This is a genomic window from Sphingobacterium siyangense, assembly GCF_007830445.1.
Classification (GTDB): Bacteria; Bacteroidota; Bacteroidia; order Sphingobacteriales; family Sphingobacteriaceae; genus Sphingobacterium; species Sphingobacterium siyangense.
Genome location: NZ_VLKR01000030.1, coordinates 1 through 26,042, shown reverse-complemented (window position 1 = coordinate 26,042; position 26,042 = coordinate 1). Strand labels below are relative to the sequence as shown.

Below are 26,042 nucleotides of genomic sequence, written 5' to 3'. Positions count from 1 at the left end.
ACAGAAATAGTAACTGTCCAAAGCAATTTCGCCAAGGATACAAAACATAAAAACCATGAGCACAAAAAATATGATCAAAATCACAAATCTTCAAAAGTATTACCGCACAGAAGAAGTTGAAACCGTCGCATTAAACAACCTCAATATCCATGTCAAAGAGGGAGAGTTTGTTGCTGTAATGGGGCCTTCGGGCTGTGGGAAATCGACTTTACTCAATATCATTGGTCTATTGGATGATTTGGATGAAGGAAGCTATCTATTCAACGAGATTGAAGTTGCCAAATTCAAAGAACGCGGTCGCTCAGATCTTCGCAAACATAACATTGGTTTTGTGTTCCAGAGCTTCAATTTGATCGATGAGCTGACCGTATTTGAAAACGTGGAACTTCCACTGGTTTATACCAATGTTCCAGCAGCAGAACGCAAAAAACGTGTAGAAGAAGTTTTGGAAAAAGTGCAGATCATGCACCGTCGCAATCACTTCCCACAACAGCTTTCCGGAGGTCAACAGCAACGTGTGGCTGTCGCTCGTGCGGTTGTCAATAATCCCAAACTGATCCTTGCCGATGAGCCTACAGGTAACCTCGATTCCAATAACGGTAACGAAGTTATGCAACTCCTGACTGAATTGAACGAGGCCGGCACAACCATCGTCATGGTAACACACAGTGAGCACGATGCAAAATTCTCTGATCGTGTAATCCGCATGCTAGACGGACAAGTGATTATGGAAACAACTTCGGTATAAGACAACTCATATATAACCAAGATATTAATCCTAATAACCTATAGATGATGAGCACGATTAAATTAATTTTCAGACAATTATGGCGCAACCGTCTTTTCACATTTTTAAATGTATTTGGGCTTGCCATCGGAATAAGTGCCTGTTGGCTAATTTTCCGTATCGTCAATTATGAATTTAGTTTTGACCAGCATCATCCAGAAAGTGAGCAGATTTACAAGGTCCATACCTCCTATGAGGAAAAGGATAAATTAGATCATTTCGATGGTGTTCCCGCACCATTACCGGCATATATCAAGGATAACTTTGTCAATGTTGAACTGACAGTACCCATCTTTAAACAATACTTCGAGCGTGTCAGTAATAATGGCGGCGCGCAGAAAATAGAGTTTGAAGATCAGCCCGAAATCATCGGTACCACGGGAGACTATTTCAAAATGACACCTTATGTTTGGTTAGCTGGCGACCAAAGGAATATACTAAAAAATAGCCATGAAGTCATCCTGACAGAATCGCGGGCTAAATTGTATTTCCCAAACACGTCAATAGACCAAATCATAGGACAGACCTTATCCTATGATAGTACATTGTACAATGTCGCCGGTATTGTAAAAGATCTAGCTCATCCAAGCAGCTTTTTGGGTAAAGAATTTATCCGGATTCCAGAACAGGAATGGAATAGCACAAACTGGAACAATTCAAATTCCAATTGGCAGCTCTTTATTAAGGTAAAATCATCGGCTTCCCTTCCTAACCTCATAAAGACAGCCGACAAAAAGGCGTATGAGATGACACATGCTGAATTTGACAAGTTTGGATTTAAAATGCATGTAAATACAGTTCCTTTAAAAGACTTACATTTTACTTCTTATGCGCAAAATAATGTTGATCAGAAAATAATGTACGGTCTTATCGGCATAGGTATATTTTTGCTCTTACTCGCCTGTGTCAATTACATCAATCTCGCTACAGCCCAAATCCCACAACGCGCTAAGGAAATTGGTATCAGAAAGACATTGGGAGAAAGCCAGAAAAGAATTACAAAATCCTTTCTGCTAGAAACATTTTGCATTACGGCTTTTTCGGTGCTTTTATCTTGGCCTTTACTTATTCTCATTCAAACAGTTTTAGCCGCATATATTCCCGATCAGCTCAAGCTATATCCAGATCCCTGGGGTGTATCGCTATTTTTAGCAACACTTACAATTACGATTACTTTAATTTCCTCAGGTTATCCGATTTTATTGACAAACAAAGTCAAGATTGTTGAAGTCATTAAAATCTCGAATGCGCAAACGCTCAAATTTGGCAATCTTTCTTTTCGAAAAATGCTCATTGTTTTTCAATTTTTGATTGCCCAGCTATTTGTTATTTCAACTTGCATCATTGGTCTACAATTGAAACATGCACTACAGAATAACTACGGCTTTGATAAGGATGCGATCATTACCCTACGTTTTCCGAGTAAAAGCTATCAGGACAGTAATGTTGATCCTTTTGTTTTCAAACAAGCGATTAAGCACATCGCAGGTGTTGAGCAGGCTTCCTTGGGGCATCTGCCCATGAGTAACGACCATTGGGGAAATGCCTTGTTTGCCAAAAGTGATACGGGACAGTTACAAGCCGATGTACAAATGAAATTTGTCGACCAAGATAACTTTAAGCTCTATAATTTTAAAATGCTTGCTGGCCGCCCGCTGCAATTGGCCGATACGAGCACAGGCATCGTGTTAAACTTAGCCAGCGTTCAAAAATTAGGTTTTAAATCTGCTGAAAACGCTGTAGGGAGCTTTGTTACGTATACCGACAAACAGCGCCAGATTGTGGGAGTAACCGACAATTTTCACACGAAAAATCTCCATGCAGCCATTCAACCTGTTGTCATGCTGAGTTCCATTAAAAAATGGGAATTAAACAGACTAAGTGTGAAACTCAACAATAATTCAACTACCTGGCCGGAAACTTTAAAACAGATTGAGAAAGAATGGAAAAAATATTATCCAAAAGCCCCATTCAAATATGATTTCTATGATCAGCAAATCAAAGAACTCTATAGCAGTGATCTAAAATTCTCGAAGATCATCAATCTATTTACATCGACGACAATTCTCATCAGCTGCTTGGGATTGATCGGCCTGGTTACCATCACCACGGTACAACGTACAAAAGAAATTGGTATTCGAAAAGTGTTGGGAAGTACGGTACTGGGGATTATTGGGTTATTATCAAAAGATTATATCAAACTTATACTCATTTCTATTTTGATCGCCACCCCAATTGCTTGGTGGGCGATGCACAAATGGTTGGATGATTTTGCTTATAAGATAGATCTATCCTGGTGGATGTTTATCATTCCGGCTGCCGCAACCCTACTTATTGCATTTTTTACGATGAGCTACCAATCCATAAAAGCGGCACGTGCAAATCCCGTAAATAGCTTAAGAGATGAATAAAATAGTAAATAAGCTCAATAGTGATCAAGGAGAATGATGGGAATCAGTCATGATCCCATCACAATCCTTGTTTTGAATAAAGCGCCACAAGGAGTGACAAAAAAACAAAATTAATCAAAGAAAGCCTATCACCATGATAAAGAACTATTTAATAACCGCAATTAGAGAATTAAGGAAACGGAAATTCTATACCGCGATCAATATATTAGGTCTGTCGGTCAGCCTTACTGCCTCCATATTAATTATTTTCTGGGTACAGGACGAAAAGAGCTTTGATAAATTCCACCCAGATTTTGAACAGATTTACAAAGTCAATTCTCATTTGGATCCCGAGCACAACGGTTCGATATGGGGGACATCTCCCGGGCCTATAGGAAACTATGCACAAAATGTACCGGAGGTAGATTACGCAACGCGTGTTTCACAGGATTACAATACCACGTTGGTCAATGACAAACTGAAACGTCCGGTAACTGATATGAACATCTATTATGTAGATGGTAATTTTTTCAAGATGTTTCATTTCCCCTTGAAAGAGGGCTCGCTTGCAGGTTTTCAGGAAAATTATAAACAGGCACTTATCACCCCATCAACTGCTGAAAAACTTTTTAGTACGCAAAAAGCCATTGGAAAAACTTTCCGTTATCAGAAAGATCTCTTCACCGTAGCAGGTATCCTAAACGATGTTCCACAAAACTCCTCCATGCAATTCGATGTCGTTATCCCACTGGGGTATCATGCACAGCGGTTTACAAACTGGGGCGGCAACGGTAAATGGAAAACAATAGATGAAGATATGGGCAACTATAGTTTTTCAACGTATATTAAAGTCAAACCTCATGCTTCTGCAGCACTTATCGGAAAATCGGTCACAGACACTTATACCAAAGCCCGCGACGGTGAAAACTCGACTATATTTGTTTTAGATCCACTCAAAACCATGCATTTAATCGCTCCTGACGGAAATAAATCGACACTTCGCATGGTTCAGATTTTTGGGATCATTGCGATATTGCTCCTGGTGATCGGTGCGGTAAATTATGTCAATCTAAGTACTGCAAGAGCATTGGATCGGGCGAAAGATGTTGGTATCCGTAAAATAATCGGCGCCAACCGTCTCCATTTATTCCTACAATTTATCACCGAAACTGTTGTTGTATTTCTTTGTTCACTACTGATCGCTTTCATCCTTATCGTGATCCTTCATACCGGATATAATCAGATCGCACAAAAATCAATCAGTCTATCTTTCCATAACACGACGATATGGCTGTATATTGGGGCAGCAATTATAGGCACATTGGGACTGTCCAGTATATATCCTGCGATACAGCTTTCCTCGTTCAATCCCATTCATTCGTTAAAAGGAAAATCAATAAAAGGTGTTTCCTCGAATACCATGCGTAAAATATTGGTGGTTTTCCAGTTTACACTCTCCGTAACGCTAATTGTATGTACGCTGATTATTAAAAAGCAATTGGACTTTATCCAAAAGATCAATTTGGGGTATGATAGAGATCATGTATTAACACTTGGTCTTCCTGAGGAGGCTTACAAACATATGGACGCGATACGTGCTGAACTAAAAAGCAATGAGGCGATACAAGGGGTTTCCCTATCAAGTTTATACAACATGACCGATTTTGGAAATGCCACGGGCGATATCGATTGGCCCGGCAAGTCCAAAGACAACAAACTCATTGTTGCTCAAGCGACCATCGATAAGGATTTTATTCCTTTGATGAACATGCAATTCCTCGAAGGAAAAAACTTTAGCGGAATGCCGGTTGATTCGTCCGGCTATATCATCAACGAGACTTTGGCGAAACAGATGGGATTAAAACCGCCGTACGTGGGATCCAATATGAGTTTCCACGATTTCCCTGGACAAATTATCGGTGTTGTGAAAGACTTCCACTTCAAATCCATCAAAGATAAAATAGGCCCAATGGTCTTCTGGACGCGCTGGGGATCGGGCACACTTTATGTTAAAACGAGTACGACAAAAGCCCCTGAGGCCATTAAAGTTTTAGAAAAGATCTATAACCGCTATCCATCAGACGCCCCTTTCAAATATACTTTCATTGATCAGCAATTTGATAGTCTATATAAATCCGAGCAGCGCACAGGCTTATTGTTCAATATTTTCGCTGGCATCGCGATTTTTATATCTGCTTTAGGTCTGTTTGCGTTGGCAACTCACGAAGCGCAAATGCGTGTAAAGGAAATTGGCATCCGTAAAGTTCTTGGCGCTAGCACCTTTGGTGTCGTCCGGCTATTGGGGAAAAATTTCGTGATACTCGTCTCCATTTCCATTCTGATTGCCTGCCCTATTGCAGTTTACCTGATGAAACAATGGTTAAGCAATTTTGCCTATAAAACAGATCTAGAGGTGCAAACATTTGTCTTCGGTGGTATCCTGGCCTTGCTGATCGCCATTTTCACCGTCAGCTACCAGGCTGTTCGGGCAGCTTTATCCAATCCCGTAGATAGTTTAAGAGACGAATAATAAGAAAAATACAGTAAAAGTGGATTAAACATATTGATACACTAAAACTAAAGAATAAAGCAATGATCAAGAACTATATAAAAATAGCCTGGCGCAATATCTCCAAAAATAAAGGGTATTCAACCATAAACATAATTGGCTTGGCAATAGGATTAGCCTGTTGCCTATTGATAGCAATTTATGTGCAAAATGAATTGTCATACGACAAATATCATGTGAATAAAGATCGAATTTACCGCATCGTCCATGACTATAAAGATGTAAGCAGCACAGAACAGCATCAAATCTGGGGCAATGGTCCAATCGGTGAAGCCATCAAAGCCGATTTTCCTGAAATCGAAAAGGTCGTTCAATTTTCAGGGCAAACGTCTATCCTGCTCAAACAAGGCGATAAAAGATTCCAGGAGGAAAATGTATTTTTCATGGACTCTACTGCATTTGATGTCTTTAGTTGGAAGGTTTTGGCCGGCGACCCCCATACAGCCTTAAAGAACGCCTATTCTGTCGTATTAACAGAAAGTACCGCTAAGAAATATTTCGGAGATAAAAATCCCATTGGCAAGACGCTTGAGGGAGGTTTAGCTGCTGGTCGTGCCGATGCAGGTCTATATACTGTAACGGCAGTAATGGCCGATGTACCTGCTAATTCACACTTTACGTTCGATGCATTGCTCTCGATGAGTACATTCCGAAAAGCACTGCCAGACGTATTTAATAAAGAAGGCTGGGATTATGTAGACTTCTACACGTACTTTCTCGCTTCAAAAGACTTTGATCCTGTAAAGTTCGACCAGAAAATACCGGAGTTTCTCAAGCGGCATCTCCCAACAAATGAAAACCCAAATGCAAAATACAATTTCCATATCGAGCCGCTTCTGCAGGCTTACATGCACTCGTCTGCGGATCGTCAACCCGGTACCAATGGAAGCTATCAGAATTTATACATATTCAGCATTATTGGCGGATTCATCTTACTGATCGCCTGTGTGAACTTTATGAATCTGGCTACATCAAGGTCAATGGAAAGAGCAAAGGAAGTCGGCGTACGAAAAACCATAGGAGCAAGCAAAAGCAATCTGATCTTTCAGTTTATGTCTGAATCATTGGTTCTTGTATTCGTCAGTAGTATTTTGGCGATACTGCTCGTTATGGCCTTTCTCCCCTTTTTGGAAGCATTCTCGGGCAAACACCTCAATTATTCGTCCCTGAAAAATGGGACGACCTGGGCAATATTCCTATTCACCACCATTTTTACGGGACTTCTTGCTGCCAGCTATCCCGCGTTGATTCTAGCAAATTTCAAACCGATTGCAGTACTTAAAGGAAGTTATAGCAACAGCAAAGGGGGTACATTATTACGTCGCGTATTAGTTGTTTTCCAATTTTGCCTTTCTATTGCGCTCATTGCAGGTACAGTCGTCGTCTTTTCTCAACTAGATCAATTACAGCACCGAGATCTTGGATTTCAAAAAGATCAACGGCTTGTGATAGATTATAATTTCGATGATAAGGTAAACAATAACCTGGAAGCGATAAAATCTACACTAGCAAAAGATAAAGATGTATTGTCTGTCACGGCATCACGTACGGTACCGGGAACATTTTTTCCAAATGCAGGAACAGAAATCATGTCAGCAAACGGAATGATGAGTCAATTTGCTCCTTTCTTATATGAAGTCGATGTTGACTTTATTCCTAATATTGGTCTGCAAATGGCCGCTGGGCGTGCCTATTCCAGGGATTTCCCAGCGGATACGGCCCATTCACTTATTATCAATGAATCTGCTGCAAAACAATGGGGCTATTCAAATCCACAAGATATTATTGGCAAGCAATTTCGTCAATGGGGAAGAGAAGGAACGGTTATCGGTGTAGTGAAAGATTTCAATTACCTTTCTTTACACCGTAAGATTGAGCCTTTAGCTTTGCGACTTGAACCAAGCAGCAGCCGGTATTTAACCTTGAATATCCAACATGTAAACCAGCCTGAGACCGTTGCCAGAATCGGCAAGCTGTGGAATGAACTTGTACCAAACCGTCCATTTTTATATAGCTTTCTCGACGACAATTTCAATAGACAATATGAAGCGGATTTTAATTTTAGAAGACTTTTTACAGCCTTCTCCGGACTGGCACTTTTTATTGCCTGTTTAGGTTTATTGGGACTTGTTACGTATACAGCCCAACAGCGTACCAAAGAAATCGGCGTACGGAAAGTTCTCGGTGCATCCATCTATAATTTAATCCTCCTACTCTCTTCCGACTTCATCAAGTTATTGGCTGTAGCTCTCCTCATCGCGACACCGCTATCTTGGATGGCAATGAAAAAATGGCTTGACAACTTTGCGTATCACATTGAACCACAATGGTGGATGTTTGTCTTTGCTGGTTTTGCTACAATCATTATCGCATTAGTAACGGTGAGTTTTCAAACACTCAAGGCTGCCAAGGCAAATCCTGTAGATAGTTTAAGAGACGAATAACAATATAATTTAATCCCATCACGATATTCCAGCTATGAACAACCTCCTATTAAAATCGGCAATTCGACAACTTTGGAAGAATAAACTATTCTCCCTATTAAATATTATTGGACTAGCCATCGGCATTACGTCATGTTGGGTCATATTTAAGATTGTCAATTATGAGTATAGTTTTGAAGCTGGAGTTCCTCAGCTTGATCGAACCTATCGGATCATTTCTCAGTTTAAAAATGATGGCAAGGATAATTACAATGGGGGATTGGCCAAGCCATTTTATCAGGCCATCCGAAAAGAAATTCCGGGCGTGGAACTGGTCGCTCCAGCATTCAGAAATTATCAAATGGAATCTGTCACAATCAACAAGGGACAAAAAAATCAAAAACTTGTCGAGGACTTTGATGAGGCTGAAGGCAATGTGACGGAGACTACCAGCGACTACTTCAAGCTCGTTGGCTACAAATGGTTAGCAGGTTCACCTGAGAAAGCATTTTCAACTGCCAACGACATCGTATTGACAAAAAAAAGGGCAGCCATTTATTTCCCAAACCAGGCTGCCCAGGGCTTAATCGGCAAAACCATCTTTTATAACGACAGTATACCCAAAACAGTAACTGGTATTATTGATGACCTTGGCTTCAACACGGAGTTCAATGGCACAGAATTCGTCTTGCTTAAAGAAGAAGTCTACCCACTGAATGTCTGGACGAATACCAATGGTACTGACAGACTTTATATCCGATTAAAAGATGGTGTAAAAGACCTTCCAATCCAGGCAACTATCAATAAAATCGGACAAAAAAAATGGCAGGAATTCAGCCAGGAAAAAAAACCTAAGTTTGACTACAACCGTAAGGTCGTGGTCATGCCACTAAAAGATTCCCATTTTGCAGTCTACATAAAAGAATGGTACGCCGAAAGAACAAGCAAAACCGTTATATATGGATTAATTGCCGTAGCTGCCTTTCTGATGCTTTTGGCCTGTATCAACTATATCAATCTTAGTACGGCACAAATCCCAGCGCGGAGTAAAGATATTGGTGTCCGTAAAACATTGGGAAGTAGTCAGGGAAAATTGGTTAGCCAAATTATTTTTGAATCGCTTTTAACCATTGCCATTGCACTTGTTTGTTCGGTCTTTCTGACGAAACTGGCCTTTTTCTATTTTCAGGAAATGATTCCGGAGAAAGTAAAGGATTTTACAAGTTCGACGACATCAATGCTGTTTATCGCAGTTTTACTGACCGTAACGACTTTAATTTCCTCGGCATATCCTTCTTGGTTAATTAAAAAGGTACAGCCTGTCAATTTATTTCGGGCTGGCAAGCAGTTTCAAATCGGAAAAACACAAATCAACCTTCGGAAAACGTTGATTGTATTCCAATTCTTTATTGCTCAATTCTTTACGGTTTCAGCACTCATTATCGGGCAACAGCTATCTTATACCCTCAACAAAGATATGGGATTTGACAAAAATGCAGTAGTTACTTTTGACCTCCCATCCAAACTTATCAATAAGTTTTATGAGGAAAAACTGGATCAAAGTAAGAAACAAACACTCCTACATGAGATCCAAAAAATAAAAGGTGTTTCGGCAGCGTCAATCGGTAGCAAGCCCTTATCAAATAATTATTCATCATCATGGTTTCATCGACAAGACCCTACGTTAAAAGAGAAAATTTCATCGGATATTTTCTTTAAAAATGCAGATCCAAATTACCTCGCTGTATATGACATGAAGCTAATCGCGGGAAATAACCTACCACAATCAGATACTGTCAATGCCTATATTATCAATGAATCTGCTGTCAAGGCATTCGGTTTCAATTCCCCTCAAGATGCTATCGGGAAGTCAATTGGTCAAGAAGACAGTACTTTCCCGATCGTTGGCGTTATTAAAGATTTTCATGCCCAGGAATTCTATAAAGAAATTACACCTTTGGCTTTGCGCAGTTTTAGTCGCAGTGCCTATACCTTTAACATGAAATTATCGGGAAACAGCAAGGAATGGAAAACCAGTATTGAAGCGATCAATAAAATCTATGCGCGTTTTTTTCCGGAATACCCGATCGAAGTAAAATTTTACGATGAAACGATTGCCTCTCTTTATCAAAAAGAGCAAAATCTGGCCAAATTAATCAACGTAAGTACAATTGTTGCTGTTTTAATCGGTTGTTTGGGTCTCTTTGGGCTAATTACCCTTGCGGCTTTCCAACGCAGCAAAGAGATCGGTATACGCAAAGTTTTGGGTGCAAGTATTCCCAGTATCTTTCATTTATTGGCAAAGAACTTCGTACAGCTCATTTTAATCAGTATCCTAATTGCCGCACCATTGACCTGGTGGACGTGTAGCAAGTGGCTGGAAGATTTTTACTACCGCATCGATCTTACGGCAACACCTTTTATCTTAGGCGCTGGACTTGCACTATTTGCGGCAGTACTGACCATTAGTTTTCAATCGATCAAGGCGGCTATCCAAAATCCTGTCAATAGCCTACGGGACGAATAGCGACACGAGTATATCAAATCAGAGGGTTAACAAAAAACGAAATAACAATGATTGTAAATTCACTTAAAACAGCCTATCGTTTTTTAAAAAAACATAAGTTGATCACGTTCATCAATATCACGAGTCTTGCGATTGGTATTACCGCGACGCTGGTTATTTTCCTGATGATCCAATACGACTACAGTTTTGACAAACATGTTCCCAATCAACAACAGGTCTATCGTGTTGTCAATAACGGAGAGTTCAAAAATGCCGGCGTCTACGTACCGTTGGTGCGCACCATGCAAGCAGAGTTACCCAACTTGGAGGCCGTAGCCCCGATTTATCGAAGCCATGTCCAAAAGCTAAAAGTTTCTCTGGCGACAGACAAATTTCAAACTTTTCCAAAAGAACAAAAGATAGTTTTCACGAACAGTCAATACTTCGATATTTTCCCTTCAAAATGGTTAGCCGGAAGCGCTAAGGCTTTGAACTCATCCGGAAATATTATCCTTACAGAGAAAACATTAGAAAAGTTTTATGGAAAAGAACTGCCTGCAAATGTGATTGGCAAAACCATCATCTATGCAGATAGTATCCCACTTCAGGTCGCTGGTGTTATTGAAAATCCACAGCATAATTCGGATTTCAATTTTGAAAGCTTCATCGCTGAGCAGACGATCCCTCAGGATAACAATCTAAAAAACATGTATACATGGGAAGCTTGGAACAGCATATCGGATTCACATCAGGTGCTCATCAAAACAAAAGCCCAAAGTAACCCTCTTTTAATAGCGCGTAATATCGCGAATCTCCTGAAGAAATATAAATACAAAGAAGGTGAAAAAGTCAACGACAAACTTGAATTACAAGCCCTATCTGATGTTCATTTCGACACGAGATTTAATTATGAAGCGACCCATCCTGAAGCGCTTCGCAACCTCATTTTACTTGCATTTTTTCTGTTAGCCCTGGGGGCCGTAAATTTTATTAACCTATCCACAGCACAATCCATTGAAAGAGCCAAAGAAGTGGGTATTCGCAAGACACTGGGTAGCTCTAAGGCAACATTAATTAAACAATTCTTACTAGAAACATTCCTGATTACCCTATCAGCTACACTACTCGCTGTTTTATTGCTCCCTTTGTTTCTACATGTCTTTGAAGGATTTATTCCCAAAAATTTAAGTTTAGACCGTTTAGACAAAACTGTTATTCTTTTATTCTTATTCGGGCAGCTTATCGTGGTCACCATTCTTGCGGGGTTTTATCCAGCGTGGGTATTGACCGGATACGCTCCTGTATTGGCGCTCAAAAACCAGCTTGGAAAAAACACGAATCTTTCCCGAAGCGCATGGATACGCAAAGCACTGACTATTTTCCAATTTGTATTAGCTCAGGCTTTTCTAATTTGTGTACTGGTTGTTGTCCGGCAAATCAATTACGTCTCCCATCGAGACATGGGATTTCAAAAGGACGCTATTGTTAATGTCTACATTCCGGGAGCTTTCCAAAATTCGGCAAAAGGTGTAGTCCTTAAAAATGAGCTCAAAAAGCTAACGGATATTAAGGCAATCAGTTTTGGGAACATTGCACCCGCGATGAACGGCTGGATGACTACCGCAATCTCTTACGATCAATCGCCGGACAAGGAATCCTTGACTTTTGATAGCCGCTCTGGTGATGAAAACTATTTAGATGTTTATCAGATTCCACTTTTAGCAGGAAGAAATATTCGTTTATTGGATTCAACCAGTGAAATGCTGATTAATAGAAAGGGCCTTGAGCTACTACATATCAAAAATCCGCAGGATGCCATTGGCAAAACTTTCGAAAATGGACAAAATATCATCGTTGGTGTCATGGAGGATTTTGATCTAGCCTCTGCCCGGCAGGCGGTTAAACCGGTTCTTTATACCGGTAGCAAAGAAGGATACGTACTCCATATTGCATTAGATCAATCGCATCCCGAAAACTGGAAAAATGCCATTGATAACATAACGTCAAGCTACAAATCGGTTTTTCCTGATGATGAATTAGACCTGCGGTTTGTGGATGAGGTCATCCAAAACTTCTATACGCAGGAGAAGCAGCTGTCTAAACTCTTATCCTGGGCGGTAGGGCTCTCTATGCTCATCGCCGGACTGGGTTTATTTGGATTAGCCATATTTACAGCGAATCAACGCACAAAAGAAATTGGAATCCGTAAAGTACTGGGGGCATCTGTTTTCCAGATCACATTTTTATTGCTTCGGAATTTGCTATCACTGGTTGCAATAGCCTGTCTGGTAGCTTTTCCAATTGCTTATTATTTTATGCATAGCTGGCTGAACGACTTTGTTTATCGAACTACGATAAGTCCCTGGATTTTTGGACTGTCTGCACTGGGATTGATTGCCTTTGCAAGTCTTGTACTATCAACCAAAAGTGTCTTTGCAGCAAAAGCAAACCCGATCAATAGTCTAAGGGATGAGTAAATCAGCGAGTAAAAGAAATAGGCTTATGTGTATTCATAACATGTATTAAGAACTTAAATCCCCATAACAATGATAAAGAACTTCATCAAAACCGCATGGCGAAGTATTTTTTCTAATAAATTCTACAGTGCCATTAATATTTTAGGATTAACAGCAGGAATGGTTGTGGGGATATTCCTATTGCTATGGATACAAGATGAGCTGTCCTTTGACCGATTCCATAAACATCAGCGCTCCATTTACAAAATTGGAATAGAAGGGGGAACGGGGATATCAAAACGAATCTTTGGATCCATCATTGCTCCCGTAGGAAATTTTGCAAAAAAGGAAATTCCCGAAGTCCAAGATGCAGTACGTATTTTCAAAATTGGAGATGCTGCACTTAAATATAAAGAGAAGAGATTTAATGAAAAGAATTTTGCATTTGTAGACCCCAGTTATTTTACGGTTTTCGATTTTCCGCTACTACAGGGAAATTCAAAACAACCCTTCCCTGACAACAATTCCATTGTAATCACCCAGCGCACGGCACGTCGGTATTTCGGTGATGAAAATCCAATTGGAAAAACCGTAACATTGGGTATCGAGGACCTTTGTGTTGTATCAGGTGTCATTGCTGATTATCCTGAAAACTCTACTTTTCAATTTCAGGTTCTGCTCCCCATTTCGAGATTTAATGAGCAAGCCTACATCAAAAATAAAACGACCTATGATAATAAGACCTTTCTATCTTCCATGGATGAAGATTGGTCCAATTTTTCATTCGAAACCTATCTGCTGCTGAGGCCTGATGCAAATCTTGCTACAGTTTCAAAAAAGCTTCAGGCGATACACGAAAGGAACAAACCTGAGGATGCCCCTGTCCCCTACGTTACACAAGCACTCGCAAAGGTGCATCTCTACCAAATGGATGGGGGTGATGCAGGAATTGACAATGTTCGAGTTTTTATAGGTGTAGCGATTATGATTCTTGTCATTGCAAGTATTAACTATATCAATCTTTCTACTGCACGGTCGTTGTCGCGCGCCAAAGAAGTGGGGATACGTAAAGTTATCGGCGCAGGTAGAAAGGAACTTTTTTTCCAATTTATATTGGAAACAACCATACTATTTGTCATTGCGTCAACATTGGCACTTGCCTTCGTATTTATTGGTCTCCCCCTATTTAATAATTTCTCAGGGAAGCAGATTTCGCTACAGCTCTTTAATCCTACGTTATGGATAAGCGTACTGATTATGCTTTTGGGAACACTAGTACTTACTAGTGTATACCCTGCCCTGCTCTTATCGAAGTTTGATCCAATTAAGGTATTGAAGGGCCGATTTACCATAAAAAATTCCAGTGCACGAAAAATACTGGTTGTCCTGCAGTTCACTGTTTCTATAATTCTTATCACCTTAACAATTGTTATCGGTCGTCAATTGGATTTTATAAAACATCAAAATTTAGGCTACGAGAAGGATCATATTATTTCCGTTACTATGGCGCCAAAAATGTCCAAACATTTTGATGCTGTCAAAACCGAACTTCTAAAAAATAAGGATATTGATGATGTTATCCGTCTTGGCCGCGACATGGTTTATGGTGGTGCTTCAACTGGGGACAACGATTGGGAAGGAAAGCCCAGCAAATCCAATCTTTGGTTCAACATGACATATTCCGATCAATCGGCTCTCGACTTTTTTAAGATAAAACTTACGCAAGGTCGTAATTTCACGGGCTCCATAGCAGATTCAACCCATTTCATTATCAATGAATCGGCGGCGCGGGAAATGGGTTTAAAAGATCCGATTGGCGTACGCTTACGCATTCGAACAGTTCCGGGAACTATTATTGGGGTTGTAAAGGATTTTAATTATGCGAGCGCCAGACAAAAGATTGAGCCTATGGTCTTTCAATATAGCCCAAAAGATTGCTGGCAGCTATACCTTAAAACAACAACTTCTGGTACAAAATCCGCATTAAACTCCTTGCAACAAATCTGGAAAAGTTATTATGATGATATGCCGATGAATTACAGCTTCCTGGACGAAAGCTATCAAAAGCAATATACGAATGAGCAGAAACAAGGCTCCTTATTCAATTTTTTTGCCCTGATTGCCATCGTCATCTCCTGCTTAGGACTCTTAGGACTATGCACCTACACCGCACAGGTTAGGACCAAAGAAATTGGTATCAGAAAGGTCCTTGGCGCAACGGTATTCGGTATTATACAATTATTAAACAAGGAATTTTTACTCTTAGTCATTTTAGCCAATGTCATCGCAGTACCAATCGCTGTATATTTCAGCATAAATTGGCTCGATGGTTTTGCCTTCAGAACGACTCTCCCATTTACCATATTTCTATATGCGGCGGGGATAACCATTGCTATTGCATTATTTACGGTGAGTTTCCAGTCCATCAAAGCGGCATACGCCAATCCTGTAAAAAGTTTGCACGATGAATAGTTTATATTTGAGAACCAAAACAACAGCATAAAATGATTCGATTATTCCTAAAAACAGCGCTGAGAAATTTGAAGCGCAGTCCCTTAAACACAACAATAAATATTTTGGGATTAGCACTGGGGTTTACTGTTGCCCTCATAAGTACATTATGGGTACTGAAACAATTTTCTTTTGATAAGCATTACAGCAATTATCAACATATTTATCAGGTCATGATGACCGGGACTTTCAATGATGAGAAATCTACTGATCGCTCCACCCCTATTCCCTTGGTCAAAACGATCGCATCTGATTTCAAAAATGAAATGCAAGATGCAGCACTGGTCACGAATATGGAGAGCAATAATCTTAAGGTAGGCGATAAGAAGCTTAATGCACCAGGGTTTTACGCCATGGGAAAATTTGCCGAATTATTTTCTCTCGAATCTGTACAAGGAAATAGTACCACACCGAGCAATCCATCGACCATCATAATTTCAGAATCCTTAGCAAAACGACTGTTTGATAAGGTAGATATCATCGGGAAAACACTTCAATTGAATGGTAAAGAACAGTATACTGTTCAAGGTGTTTATAAAGATATTCCTGAAAACAACACTTTTTATGGCTTAGATTATGTATTGCCTTTTGTCGATTATCTTGCAAAAGACCAAGGTATAGAAGAAAGCTGGTCCAGCTGCTATTTCAGCACTTTCGCCAAGATCGACAATGATGCATTTGTTCCCGCTTTGGAAAATAAACTAACAAATATCATCAACAAAAAACTGACGGATATAAAACCTGAGATCCTGTTACACCCGATGTCCAAATGGCATTTATATGATTCGTTCAAGAATGGAAAGAACGTAGGCGGACAGATTCAATATGTATGGATGTTTGTTTGGATAAGCGTATTCATCATTTTATTGGCCAGTATCAATTTCATTAACCTGAGTACGGCAAGAAGCCTAAAAAGAGGAAAAGAAATCGGGGTTTTAAAATCTGTTGGCGTCAATCGCCGGCAGCTTATTGCAGGCTTTCTTGTTGAGTCAATCCTCGCTGTAGCCTGCGCATTTTTGGCAGCCGTTCTATTCGCTACATTGCTTTTGCCTTGGGTCAAAACGATTACACATACGACACTGCATATCCCTTTTACCGATATTCGTTTCTATGGCTACTCCCTAGTAGGAATAGGCGTTATAGGACTTTTAGCAGGTATGTACCCAGCGTTATTTTTATCGGCATTTAATCCTATTCTTGCCCTTAAAGGTAAAATAAACAGCCGAAAAGGCGGATCAAGAAGTAGAAAGGCAATGGTCATCGTGCAATTTGCTATTTCTATTTTCCTGATGATATCCACCTATCTGGTGATTCAGCAACTGCATTACACAAAGGATCGTCCAATAGGTTATAAAAGTTCAAATTTGGTAAACATTACTTCATCCAATTCAACTATCGTCAAAAACTTTGATGTACTTCGAAAAGAGCTGATCGGTCAGCGCCTTGTGACGGATGCCGCCCTTTCTTCCAACTTTGTGAACCACCTATCCTTAACAGGTGGTGGCTTTAATTGGCAAGGTAATGATTCCAAAGACGGTGCGATCATGGGGATCTTCACCGTAGATGAAAACTTCGCGAATACTGTACAGTGGAATTTTATAAAAGGACGCAATTTTTCAAAAGATTTCAAAACAGATTCAACGGCTGTTATTCTGAATGAAGCGGCGGCCAAATTTATGGGAGTTACAGACCTTAACAGTAAACAATTGTCTAAAAGAGGAATCAATTATACCATTATTGGTGTTATACAGAACACATTATCTGAATCTCCTTTCAAATCCATTACACCGACGGCTTATTTTCTAAAATTTTTACCAAAGAATAAAATAACGCTTCAACTGGATGAAAATCAAGATCTCAAACAAAACCTAAAAGCGATTTCCACAGCGTTCAATCGCATAGACCCTGATCTTATTTTTGATTATACATTTACGGATCAGGAATATGCCAAAAAGTTTCAACAGATGGAAATGATCAAGAGCTTAACCAGTCTATTTACAGGATTGGCCATTCTCATTTCATGTCTTGGTCTCTACGCGCTGGTTTCCTTTCTTACGGAGCAACGAGAAAAAGAAATCGGCATTCGTAAAGTATTGGGTGCATCAGAACTTGGCTTGTGGCGGCTACTTTCCACAGAATACATTTGGCTCACAGGCATTGGCTTTTTAGTCGCAGCTCCTTTAGCCTATCTCCTCATGGAATCATGGCTTGAAGACTATGTCTACCGCATATCAATTACATGGATGGTCTTTGCTATCACAGGCTTAACCGCGCTAATCATCACCTTATTAACCGTTAGTTACCAAGCGATTAAAGCAACATTAGCAAATCCTGTAAAAACCTTAAGAAGCGAATAATACCAATTTGTTCGGGGACGGACACTATACTGTCCGTTTCCGAACATTTAAAACCGCCATAAAAACACACCAAAAACTTAAAAATCAATACATTATATTTATGGCAAACGAATTGAACTACTTGGCTTTGCTATTTTTCGAATAACGGAGTCTTCTACTAAAGCGAGCTAAGTGACAAGAATATAGCCTAATTAACAGTCTAAATGCTCATAACCATGTTAAAGAACTATTTTAAAATTGCTTGGCGAAATATCAGAAAAAACAAAGGTTTTTCTCTTTTAAATATGTTTGGCCTCAGCATCGGAATAACATGTTTTCTATTGTTGGCAGCGTACATCTATCATGAATCCAGTTATGAGCGTTTCCTTCCCAATGCAGACCGTCTAGCTTATATTAGCCTCGCTTATAAAGCACCCAATAGCACGGAAGAAGTAAATTCGGCAGTAACACCAACAGGCTTAGCTCCTGCTTTACAAGCTGAATTTCCGGATGTAGAACAGGCAACCAGATTCTACAGCTATTCCAAAGGCGGTAAAATAGAATCCAAAGAGGCACTAATAACTGAAAAAGGCCTACTTTATGCTGACCAAAATGTTTTTAAAACTTTAGGTTATACCTTTCTCGAAGGTGATTCACGATCAGCCTTAGCAGAACCAAATCAGATTGTCTTAACAAAAAAACTCGCAGCGAAATATTTCCCCAATCAGTCGGCCATCGGTCAGACACTATCCATTGACAAAGTCAACTGGAAAATCACAGGTATCATTGCAGACCTGCCCACAAATACACAGTTGAACTTCTCTGCACTCCTTTCCAATAAAGGATTAGAACGCTACAAAGAAATGGCTTGGTCATCTGCAAATGATATAACCATAGCGCTCCTAAAAAACAAAGATCAGTTCGGTTCGATCCAACAGAAATTGGACCAAATGACAAAATCAAAATTCGCCGAAGCAACAAAACAGGGTTATCAATTTCGATTTATCCTAGAAAAGCTGACGGATATCCATCTTCACTCCAAAGCAGCAGGTACAGGAAACATTACTTATATCTATATTCTAATGGCGTTAGGTGCTGCGCTTATTATTTTAACCTGCATCAATTTTACAAATTTGGTATTAGCGCATGCGCTTGAACGCAAGAAAGAAATCGGTGTCAAGAAAGTTCTGGGTGCAGCAAAGAAAACGATATTCTTTCAGTTCTTTTTTGAATGTAGCCTCATGGTTTTTCTAGCGGTTGCTTTTAGTCTTCTGACGACAGTGCTTTTGTTACCCGTATTCAGTTCATTTATGGGTACCGAAATGAAATTAACCGTATGGACAGACCCTCGGTTTTATACGATTTTACTTGTTTTCATAGCCTTGTTGACGCTTCTGTCGGGTGGCTGGCCTGCCTATTCAATTGCTAGTTCAAAACCTATTTCCATTTTTAAGCGAAAACTAACTGAAAGACAACATGGTATATCATTAAGCAAGGTGCTCGTTACTTTTCAATTCAGTATCTCTATATTTTTTATTATCTGCACCTTATTTGCGGGTAGACAGATGGATTTTATCCAGTCTAAAAACACTGGATTGGATCGCTCTGACATGCTGGTCATTGATGGCCGAGGATGGCAAGATAAAGAAAGGCAGCTATTAAAAGAAAAGTTAATGCAGCTCAATAGTGTCCAGGGCGTTACCGCTTCGTATGACAATCCCGTCAATATCCAAGGAGGCTACAGCATTAGGGAGGTCGAAGGCCAACCCAATGATTTTGATATTGATGTCACTGCAATTCCGATTGAAAAAGATTTTGTATCCGTTTTTCATATTCCATCTGTCGCAGGTACACCGTTGTCAGATGCGGACATTTTGCGCGCGCAAGACACTATTTCACCAGAATATGGGTTTGTAGTGAATACACTTGCTGCATCCGCCATGGGTTTTACTCCTGAACAGGCTATTGGAAAGAAAATCAATTTGAACGGACGTAAGGGCAGTATCAAACAAGTTGTGGCGAGTTTTAACTTTGCATCATTACACAACGAAGTCAAACCAATTGTACTTTTTCCAGAATATGATTATTTCGGCAATATTTTCATTCGACTCAATCCGACGTCGCCGGTAAAAGATGTTCTTGCGCAGATCAAAGCTGTTATAAAAGATATTGATTCAAAAAACAGTTTTGAATATCACTTTCTCAATGATGATTATAACAAGTTATATCTCAAAGATCAGCAAACAACACGGGTAATGCAGTTATTTTCCATCATTACAATTGCTATCGCCTGTATGGGACTATTTGCATTATCAGCTTATGCCGTGCAACAACGCTTTAAAGAGATCGGTATCCGTAAAGTATTAGGTGCTTCAACGATCAAGATTGTCAACATATTGAGTGTTGACTTTATGGCCCTGGTCCTGTGTGCTGTATTGATCAGTGTACCCTTAGGCTGGTATGCCATGCACCGCTGGGTAGAGAATTTTGCTTACCACATCACGCTAGACTGGTGGGTATTTATTGTGGCGGCGATAAGTGCATTATTGGTATCATTTATCACCATTAGTTTTCAAACCATAAAAGCTGCGATTCTAAACCCGGTTGATAGTTTAAGAGATGAGTAATTGTTTTAGTAGCTAATAAAAATAAAGACACCTGATAAATAACAAGCTGGACCTTTAAAATTCAAGTTTTTTCTATTTATCGATACCTAATACGACAGATATGCTTAAAAATTACATCAAAATAGCATGGCGGAACCTATGGAAAAGCAAGGGGTACTCTGCGATTAATATTATTGGACTATCTATCGGATTGGCAGCAGTACTGATCATCGGTATATGGATAAAAAATCAATTGCAATTCGACAATTTTTACAGCAATAAGGAAAGCATATATAAACTTTGGAACAAATATGAAGATCAGCAAAAAATCTACGTAAACGATATCACTTCGGCACCGGCATGTCAGGCTCTGCTAGCAGATTACCCCGAGGTTGAACGCGCTGCGCGGATGTATTGGAGCAGTACCGCCCTGATGTCTTTTGGCGATAAGAAGATTAAATCCAAGGGAAATGAAGTCGATCCAGCATTTATTGAATTATTTGATTTCAACCTTCTTAAAGGGAATAGCAAGAAGGCTCTAAAAGATACAAAAGATATCGTCCTGACGGAAAGTCTTGCTAACAACATATTTGGCAAAACTGATCCAATAGATAAAACGATTCTTCTCGACAATAAAGAACTGTATAGGGTATCGGCAATTATGCAGGATCTCCCCAGTAACACAAGTTTCGACTTTACCTATCTGATACCTTTAGAAAAAGCCGAAACCTATTCATCTGGCTGGGGTTCAAACACTTTCTATACTTATATCAAGCTAAAAGAAGGAACCGATGTTGATCTTTTTAATAAAAAGCTAAATAATATAATCAACAAAAAAACAAACCATGAAATAAAAGGCTCCATGTTCCTCTATCCAATGTCCAAAATGCATCTGTATTCAAAATTTGAGCAGGGTATTGCTGTTGGCGGAAAAATAGATCAAGTTAAATTGGTGGCGGGAATAGGTTTATTAATATTATTGATCGCCTGTATCAATTTTATCAACCTCAGTACAGCCCGCAGCCAAAAAAGAGCAAAAGAAGTTGCAGTAAGAAAAGTTGTAGGAGCCCAACGCTTCCATTTAATCATACAATTTCTTTCCGAATCTTTATTGTTAACCTTTATTTCAGGTACATGTGCTATCGTATTGACAATACTGACTCTTCCACTATTTAACCAGGTTTTAGATAAAGCATTAATCTTTTCATTTTCAGATTCATCGATCTGGTTTTCCCTGATTGGTTTTATTTTCCTTACAGGGATACTTGCAGGACTATACCCTGCTTTCGTGCTCTCTTCTTTTAAACCGATAAAATCGCTCAAAATATTTGGACGGACAAACAAGTTTTCCCTGAATTTTCGAGAATTACTGGTTGTATTTCAATTTGGTATTGCTATTATACTGATTATAGCAACCATTATCGTACGCAAGCAAATAGAATATGCCAGCCAGCGTGAAATAGGCTATGAAAATTCACAACTTATCGAAGTACCCATTGAAGGCGGTATGGAAAAGAATTATGAGGCTATTAAGTCGGAGCTGATCACTGCCAACATTGCCGAAGCTGTTACTCGTACGGGCTGGTCAATTACTAAAAATGGAGCCAGTTCCGGAGGTAGTTTCCTATGGCCTGGAGCTAACCCAGAACAAGCAAAGAAAATGGGTTTTGAACTTGGACGCACTGAAAGTGACCTTGTTAAAACTCTTGGATTAAAGCTCATTGCTGGTCGAGACATCGATTATGGCAGGCTACCGGGAGATAGTGCTTCTGTACTAGTTAATGAAGCTGCTGTCAAAGAAATGAAACTGGAAAATCCAATAGGAAGCTATCTCAAATGGGGCGATAAAACTTATACTATCGTTGGTGTAATCAATGATTATATTACGGGGTCACCTTATAGTCCAATAACCCCCTTACTGATTTATCCTTCAAAAAATTGGATGTTGAATATGGTTATACGCACCAGTCCAAACAGAGCGATGGAAATGAACCTAAAGCAAATTGAGGAAATTATTAAAAAGTTCAATCCGGCCTACCCCTTCGAGTACCAGTTTGTGGATCAGAAATTTGCAGCTAAATTCAAAGATCAGCAACAGACTGCTCAACTCGCATTCATTTTTTCGGGATTGGCTATTTTCATCTCTTGTCTGGGCTTATTTGGGCTTGCTTCTTATATTGCTGAGCTAAAGACCAAAGAAATTGGCATTCGTAAGGTACTAGGCGCCTCGGTAACTGGAATTACGGCTATGTTATCCAAGGATTTTGTTAAGCTTGTCATTATTTCCATTCTAATTGCTTCGCCAATAGCCTGGTGGGCAATGAACAAATGGCTACAGGACTTTTCCTATCGAATTGAAATACAATGGTGGGTTTTTGCACTAGCAGGAATTTCTGCTTTATTCGTAGCTTTCTTTACGGTAAGTACACAAGCCATAAAGGCTGCCAATAGTAATCCCGTAAAGACATTAAGAGACGAATAAGCGCAAAAATTAAGTACGTAAAAAGTAAAGGGTAAAAAATAGAGCGACAGTTGGTTCGCTTCAATCGAATAAAGCATTGCAAAACGAAAAATTAAAACCATGATAAGGAACTATATCAAAATCGCGTGGCGCAACCTGATGAAAAACAAGTCCTTCTCCCTGATTAACATCATCGGATTGGCGATCGGTATGGCCGGAGCATTACTTATAGCACTTTGGTTGCAGAACATGTTAACCATGGACCGCTTTCATGAGAAGGGTGATCGCCTGCACGTATTGAGTAATCGTGACGAATTTCAAGGCGAAAAATCAGCCTGGGCCTATACACCTAAAATACTAGCGCCCTCATTGGCTGCAGATTTTCCAGATATCGAAGCTTTTACCAGATATAATGAGGGGCCTCAATTTTTAACAACTTTCAATGAAAAGAAACTGATCGCAAATACTGTTTTCATCGATCCTGGTTTTTTCAAAATGTTTTCTTTGCCTTTTGTGAAAGGAGAACAGAATGTGAGATTTGATCATCCCAAAGGTCTTGTGCTCACGGAAAGTTACGCAAAAGCATTGTTTGGAAATGAAGACCCCATTGGAAAATCAGTTCGGATAGACTCGGTTAATCAAGTCACCGTACAAGCTATACTTAAAGATCTTCCGAGTAATTCAAGTTTCAAATTTGACATCCTCCTCCCATTTGAATATGCAAAAATAATCGGTTACGTAGACGATAACTGGAGCAATAATTCAATAACTACTTATGTTCTGTTAAAAGAAGGTACTTCAGTCAACGCATTTAACGACAAAATCAGAACCTATCTGAGAGATCATATCAATACGAGTAATAAAGCTGCCGGTTATACTTCTGCAAGAAATACGGGTGAGATTTTTGCCTTCCCCTATCCAGATTCTTTCCTTTACAATAGCGGAAAAGGAGGAAATTATACTTCCGGACGTATCGATATCGTCAAGCTATTTGCTTGGATTGGTGTATTTATTTTATTGGTGGCAAGCATCAATTTTATGAATTTGAGTACGGCACGTTCCGAACGCCGTGCGAAAGAAGTCGGTGTCCGCAAAGTAATTGGGGCAAATAAGACAAGCCTAATGGCGCAGTTCCTGGTTGAAAGCATATTAATTAGCCTGATCGGCATGGTACTCGCAACTATACTTGTTTTTATGGTCCTGCCATTTTTTAACGAGCTTGTGGGAAAAGAGCTTAGCCTATCGTTATTAAACTTACCAACCTGGCTTTTTTTAATTGGTTTTGCCTTATTTACGGGTGTGTTAGCGGGTACCTACCCAGCCTTTTTCCTTTCTTCATTTCAGCCTATTAAGACCTTGAAAGGGAAATTTGTTTCTAAAACAAGAGGCCTTAGTATTCGCTCACTTTTAGTCGTCATTCAATTTAGCCTCGCTATTATATTGATTATCGCAACAGTCATTGTCGCGAAACAAATCCAATATACCAAACAGCGCGACCGAGGTTACAATGAAAATGGGCTACTTTATAGCAGTATCCAAGGTGACCTCGAGAAGAATTATAAAATTCTTAGAAATGAATTGTTAGCCAGCAACGCAGTTGTTTCTGTATCTAAAAACATGTCGCCGGTAACTGATTTCTATAGCAATGGCTGGGGGTTTACGTCCGGGACACCAACGGAACAGGACAAACGCATTTCCTATAACCGTTTTAGTACCGATGCCGATGCCGTAAAAAATCTAGGCCTAACACTTATACAGGGGCGGGATATCGATATTTACAAGTTTGCGACAGACAGTACTGCCTTGATTTTAAATGAATCCGCGGTAAAAAGTTTGCACCTCAAAAACCCGGTCAATAGCATTGTGGATGGTGATGGAACAAAATGGACCGTAGTTGGGGTGGTCAAAGATTTCATAATGGGATCGCCATTTGGAGACAATAAACCTATGGTGATATTAGGACCGCAAGCCTGGTTTACAACGATCCATTATCGTTTAAATCCAAACAATGACATCGCAGACAACTTAAAAACGATTGAGTCAATCTTTAAAAAGTTCAACCCAGACTATCCTTTTGAATATAAATTCATTGACAAGACCTACGAAGAAAAATTTAAGGAGACAAAAGCTATAGGTACACTGGCCATGATCTTTGCAGGATTGACGATCTTTATTTCCTGTCTGGGTTTACTGGCATTAATCGCCTATATGGCCGAAACACGTATGAAAGAAATTGCTGTCCGCAAAGTTCTTGGAGCAAGTGTCACCCAAGTAACCTCTTTGCTTTCGATCGATTTTATTAAGCTTGTTGTGGTCGCAATTTTTATCGCCACACCTATCGCTTGGTGGGCCATGGATAAATGGTTACAAGATTACAGTTATCGAATTGAGATACAGTGGTATTATTTTGTCATTGCTGGACTATTGGCTATTCTGATCAGTATGGCCACGATAAGCTATCAAGCAATTAAGGCTGCATTAGGCAACCCTGTTAACAGTTTACGCGATGAGTAGCCCAAAGTTTAACAACATTGTTTCGTATAGTTTTAAACCATAAAGAAAGGAATGAATTCATTCAAACTTACTTTTCGCAGCCTCATTAGCAACCGACAATATACCTGGATCAATATCTTGGGCTTAAGTAGTCTCTCCTTAAACCATCTATAATTTACTGATTATTAGTATTTTGGGTTTAAAATAGCTTGTTTTTTATTGCAAGAATTTGTATCTTAGAGCTTTAAAACCTTGCAAATATGTTGGGGAAAAATCCAGAAAAGAAGCCAGAATTATTTCGCCCAATGTTGGTGGATTTTATTGACCACGAGCATGAACTTGTTCTACTTTCAGAAAAAATAGATTGGAATTATTTTGAGAAAGAATTTTCGTCCTTGTATTCCAAAGTGGGCAATCCGAGCCATCCGATTCGGTTTATGGTGGGTTGTTTGCTACTGAAACATTTGTATAATTTGGGCGATGAGACGTTGGAAAAAGCCTGGA

12 protein-coding genes are annotated in these 26,042 nt (G+C 39.6%); all 12 read left to right on the top strand.

The genetic code is table 11. From position 1 onward, the window contains the following. Positions 1-70 precede the first annotated feature (70 nt). Positions 71-748, top strand: a complete 678-nt coding sequence (locus IQ31_RS21255; RefSeq protein WP_046672289.1) for an ABC transporter ATP-binding protein — start codon at positions 71-73, stop codon at positions 746-748. Positions 749-792: 44 nt separating this feature from the next. Next, a complete protein-coding gene (locus IQ31_RS21250; protein WP_145329967.1) occupies positions 793-3,198 on the top strand; it encodes an ABC transporter permease in 2,406 nt (801 codons plus the stop codon). A 133-nt stretch (positions 3,199-3,331) separates the two neighbouring features. Further along, positions 3,332-5,707 carry an ABC transporter permease gene (locus IQ31_RS21245; protein WP_145329965.1) on the top strand — a complete coding sequence of 792 codons (2,376 nt, stop codon included), beginning with the start codon at positions 3,332-3,334 and terminating at the stop codon, positions 5,705-5,707. A gap of 62 nt (positions 5,708-5,769) precedes the next feature. Then, a complete protein-coding gene (locus IQ31_RS21240; protein WP_145329963.1) occupies positions 5,770-8,190 on the top strand; it encodes an ABC transporter permease in 2,421 nt (806 codons plus the stop codon). A gap of 34 nt (positions 8,191-8,224) precedes the next feature. After that, complete coding sequence (locus tag IQ31_RS21235) at positions 8,225-10,696, top strand: ABC transporter permease (RefSeq protein ID WP_145329961.1); 2,472 nt, start codon at positions 8,225-8,227, stop codon at positions 10,694-10,696. 47 nt (positions 10,697-10,743) lie between these two features. Next, positions 10,744-13,152 (top strand): ABC transporter permease, encoded by a 2,409-nt coding sequence (locus IQ31_RS21230; RefSeq protein ID WP_145329958.1) that lies wholly within the window; start codon positions 10,744-10,746, stop codon positions 13,150-13,152. A 69-nt stretch (positions 13,153-13,221) separates the two neighbouring features. Beyond that, positions 13,222-15,603 (top strand): ABC transporter permease, encoded by a 2,382-nt coding sequence (locus IQ31_RS21225; RefSeq protein WP_145329956.1) that lies wholly within the window; start codon positions 13,222-13,224, stop codon positions 15,601-15,603. 32 nt (positions 15,604-15,635) lie between these two features. After that, entirely contained in the window at positions 15,636-17,999 is a 2,364-nt protein-coding gene (locus IQ31_RS21220) for an ABC transporter permease (protein WP_145329954.1), read from the top strand. A gap of 215 nt (positions 18,000-18,214) precedes the next feature. Then, the gene (locus IQ31_RS21215; RefSeq protein WP_158638947.1) at positions 18,215-20,605 is read left to right on the top strand and encodes an ABC transporter permease; all 2,391 of its coding nucleotides are present in this window, start codon (positions 18,215-18,217) and stop codon (positions 20,603-20,605) included. A gap of 100 nt (positions 20,606-20,705) precedes the next feature. Next, positions 20,706-23,066, top strand: coding sequence for an ABC transporter permease (locus IQ31_RS21210; RefSeq protein WP_145329950.1), 2,361 nt, complete (start codon positions 20,706-20,708; stop codon positions 23,064-23,066). 99 nt (positions 23,067-23,165) lie between these two features. Continuing rightward, entirely contained in the window at positions 23,166-25,559 is a 2,394-nt protein-coding gene (locus tag IQ31_RS21205) for an ABC transporter permease (protein WP_145329948.1), read from the top strand. 239 nt (positions 25,560-25,798) lie between these two features. Beyond that, a partial coding sequence (locus IQ31_RS21200; RefSeq protein ID WP_145329946.1) for a transposase occupies positions 25,799-26,042 on the top strand: 244 nt, incomplete at its 3' end.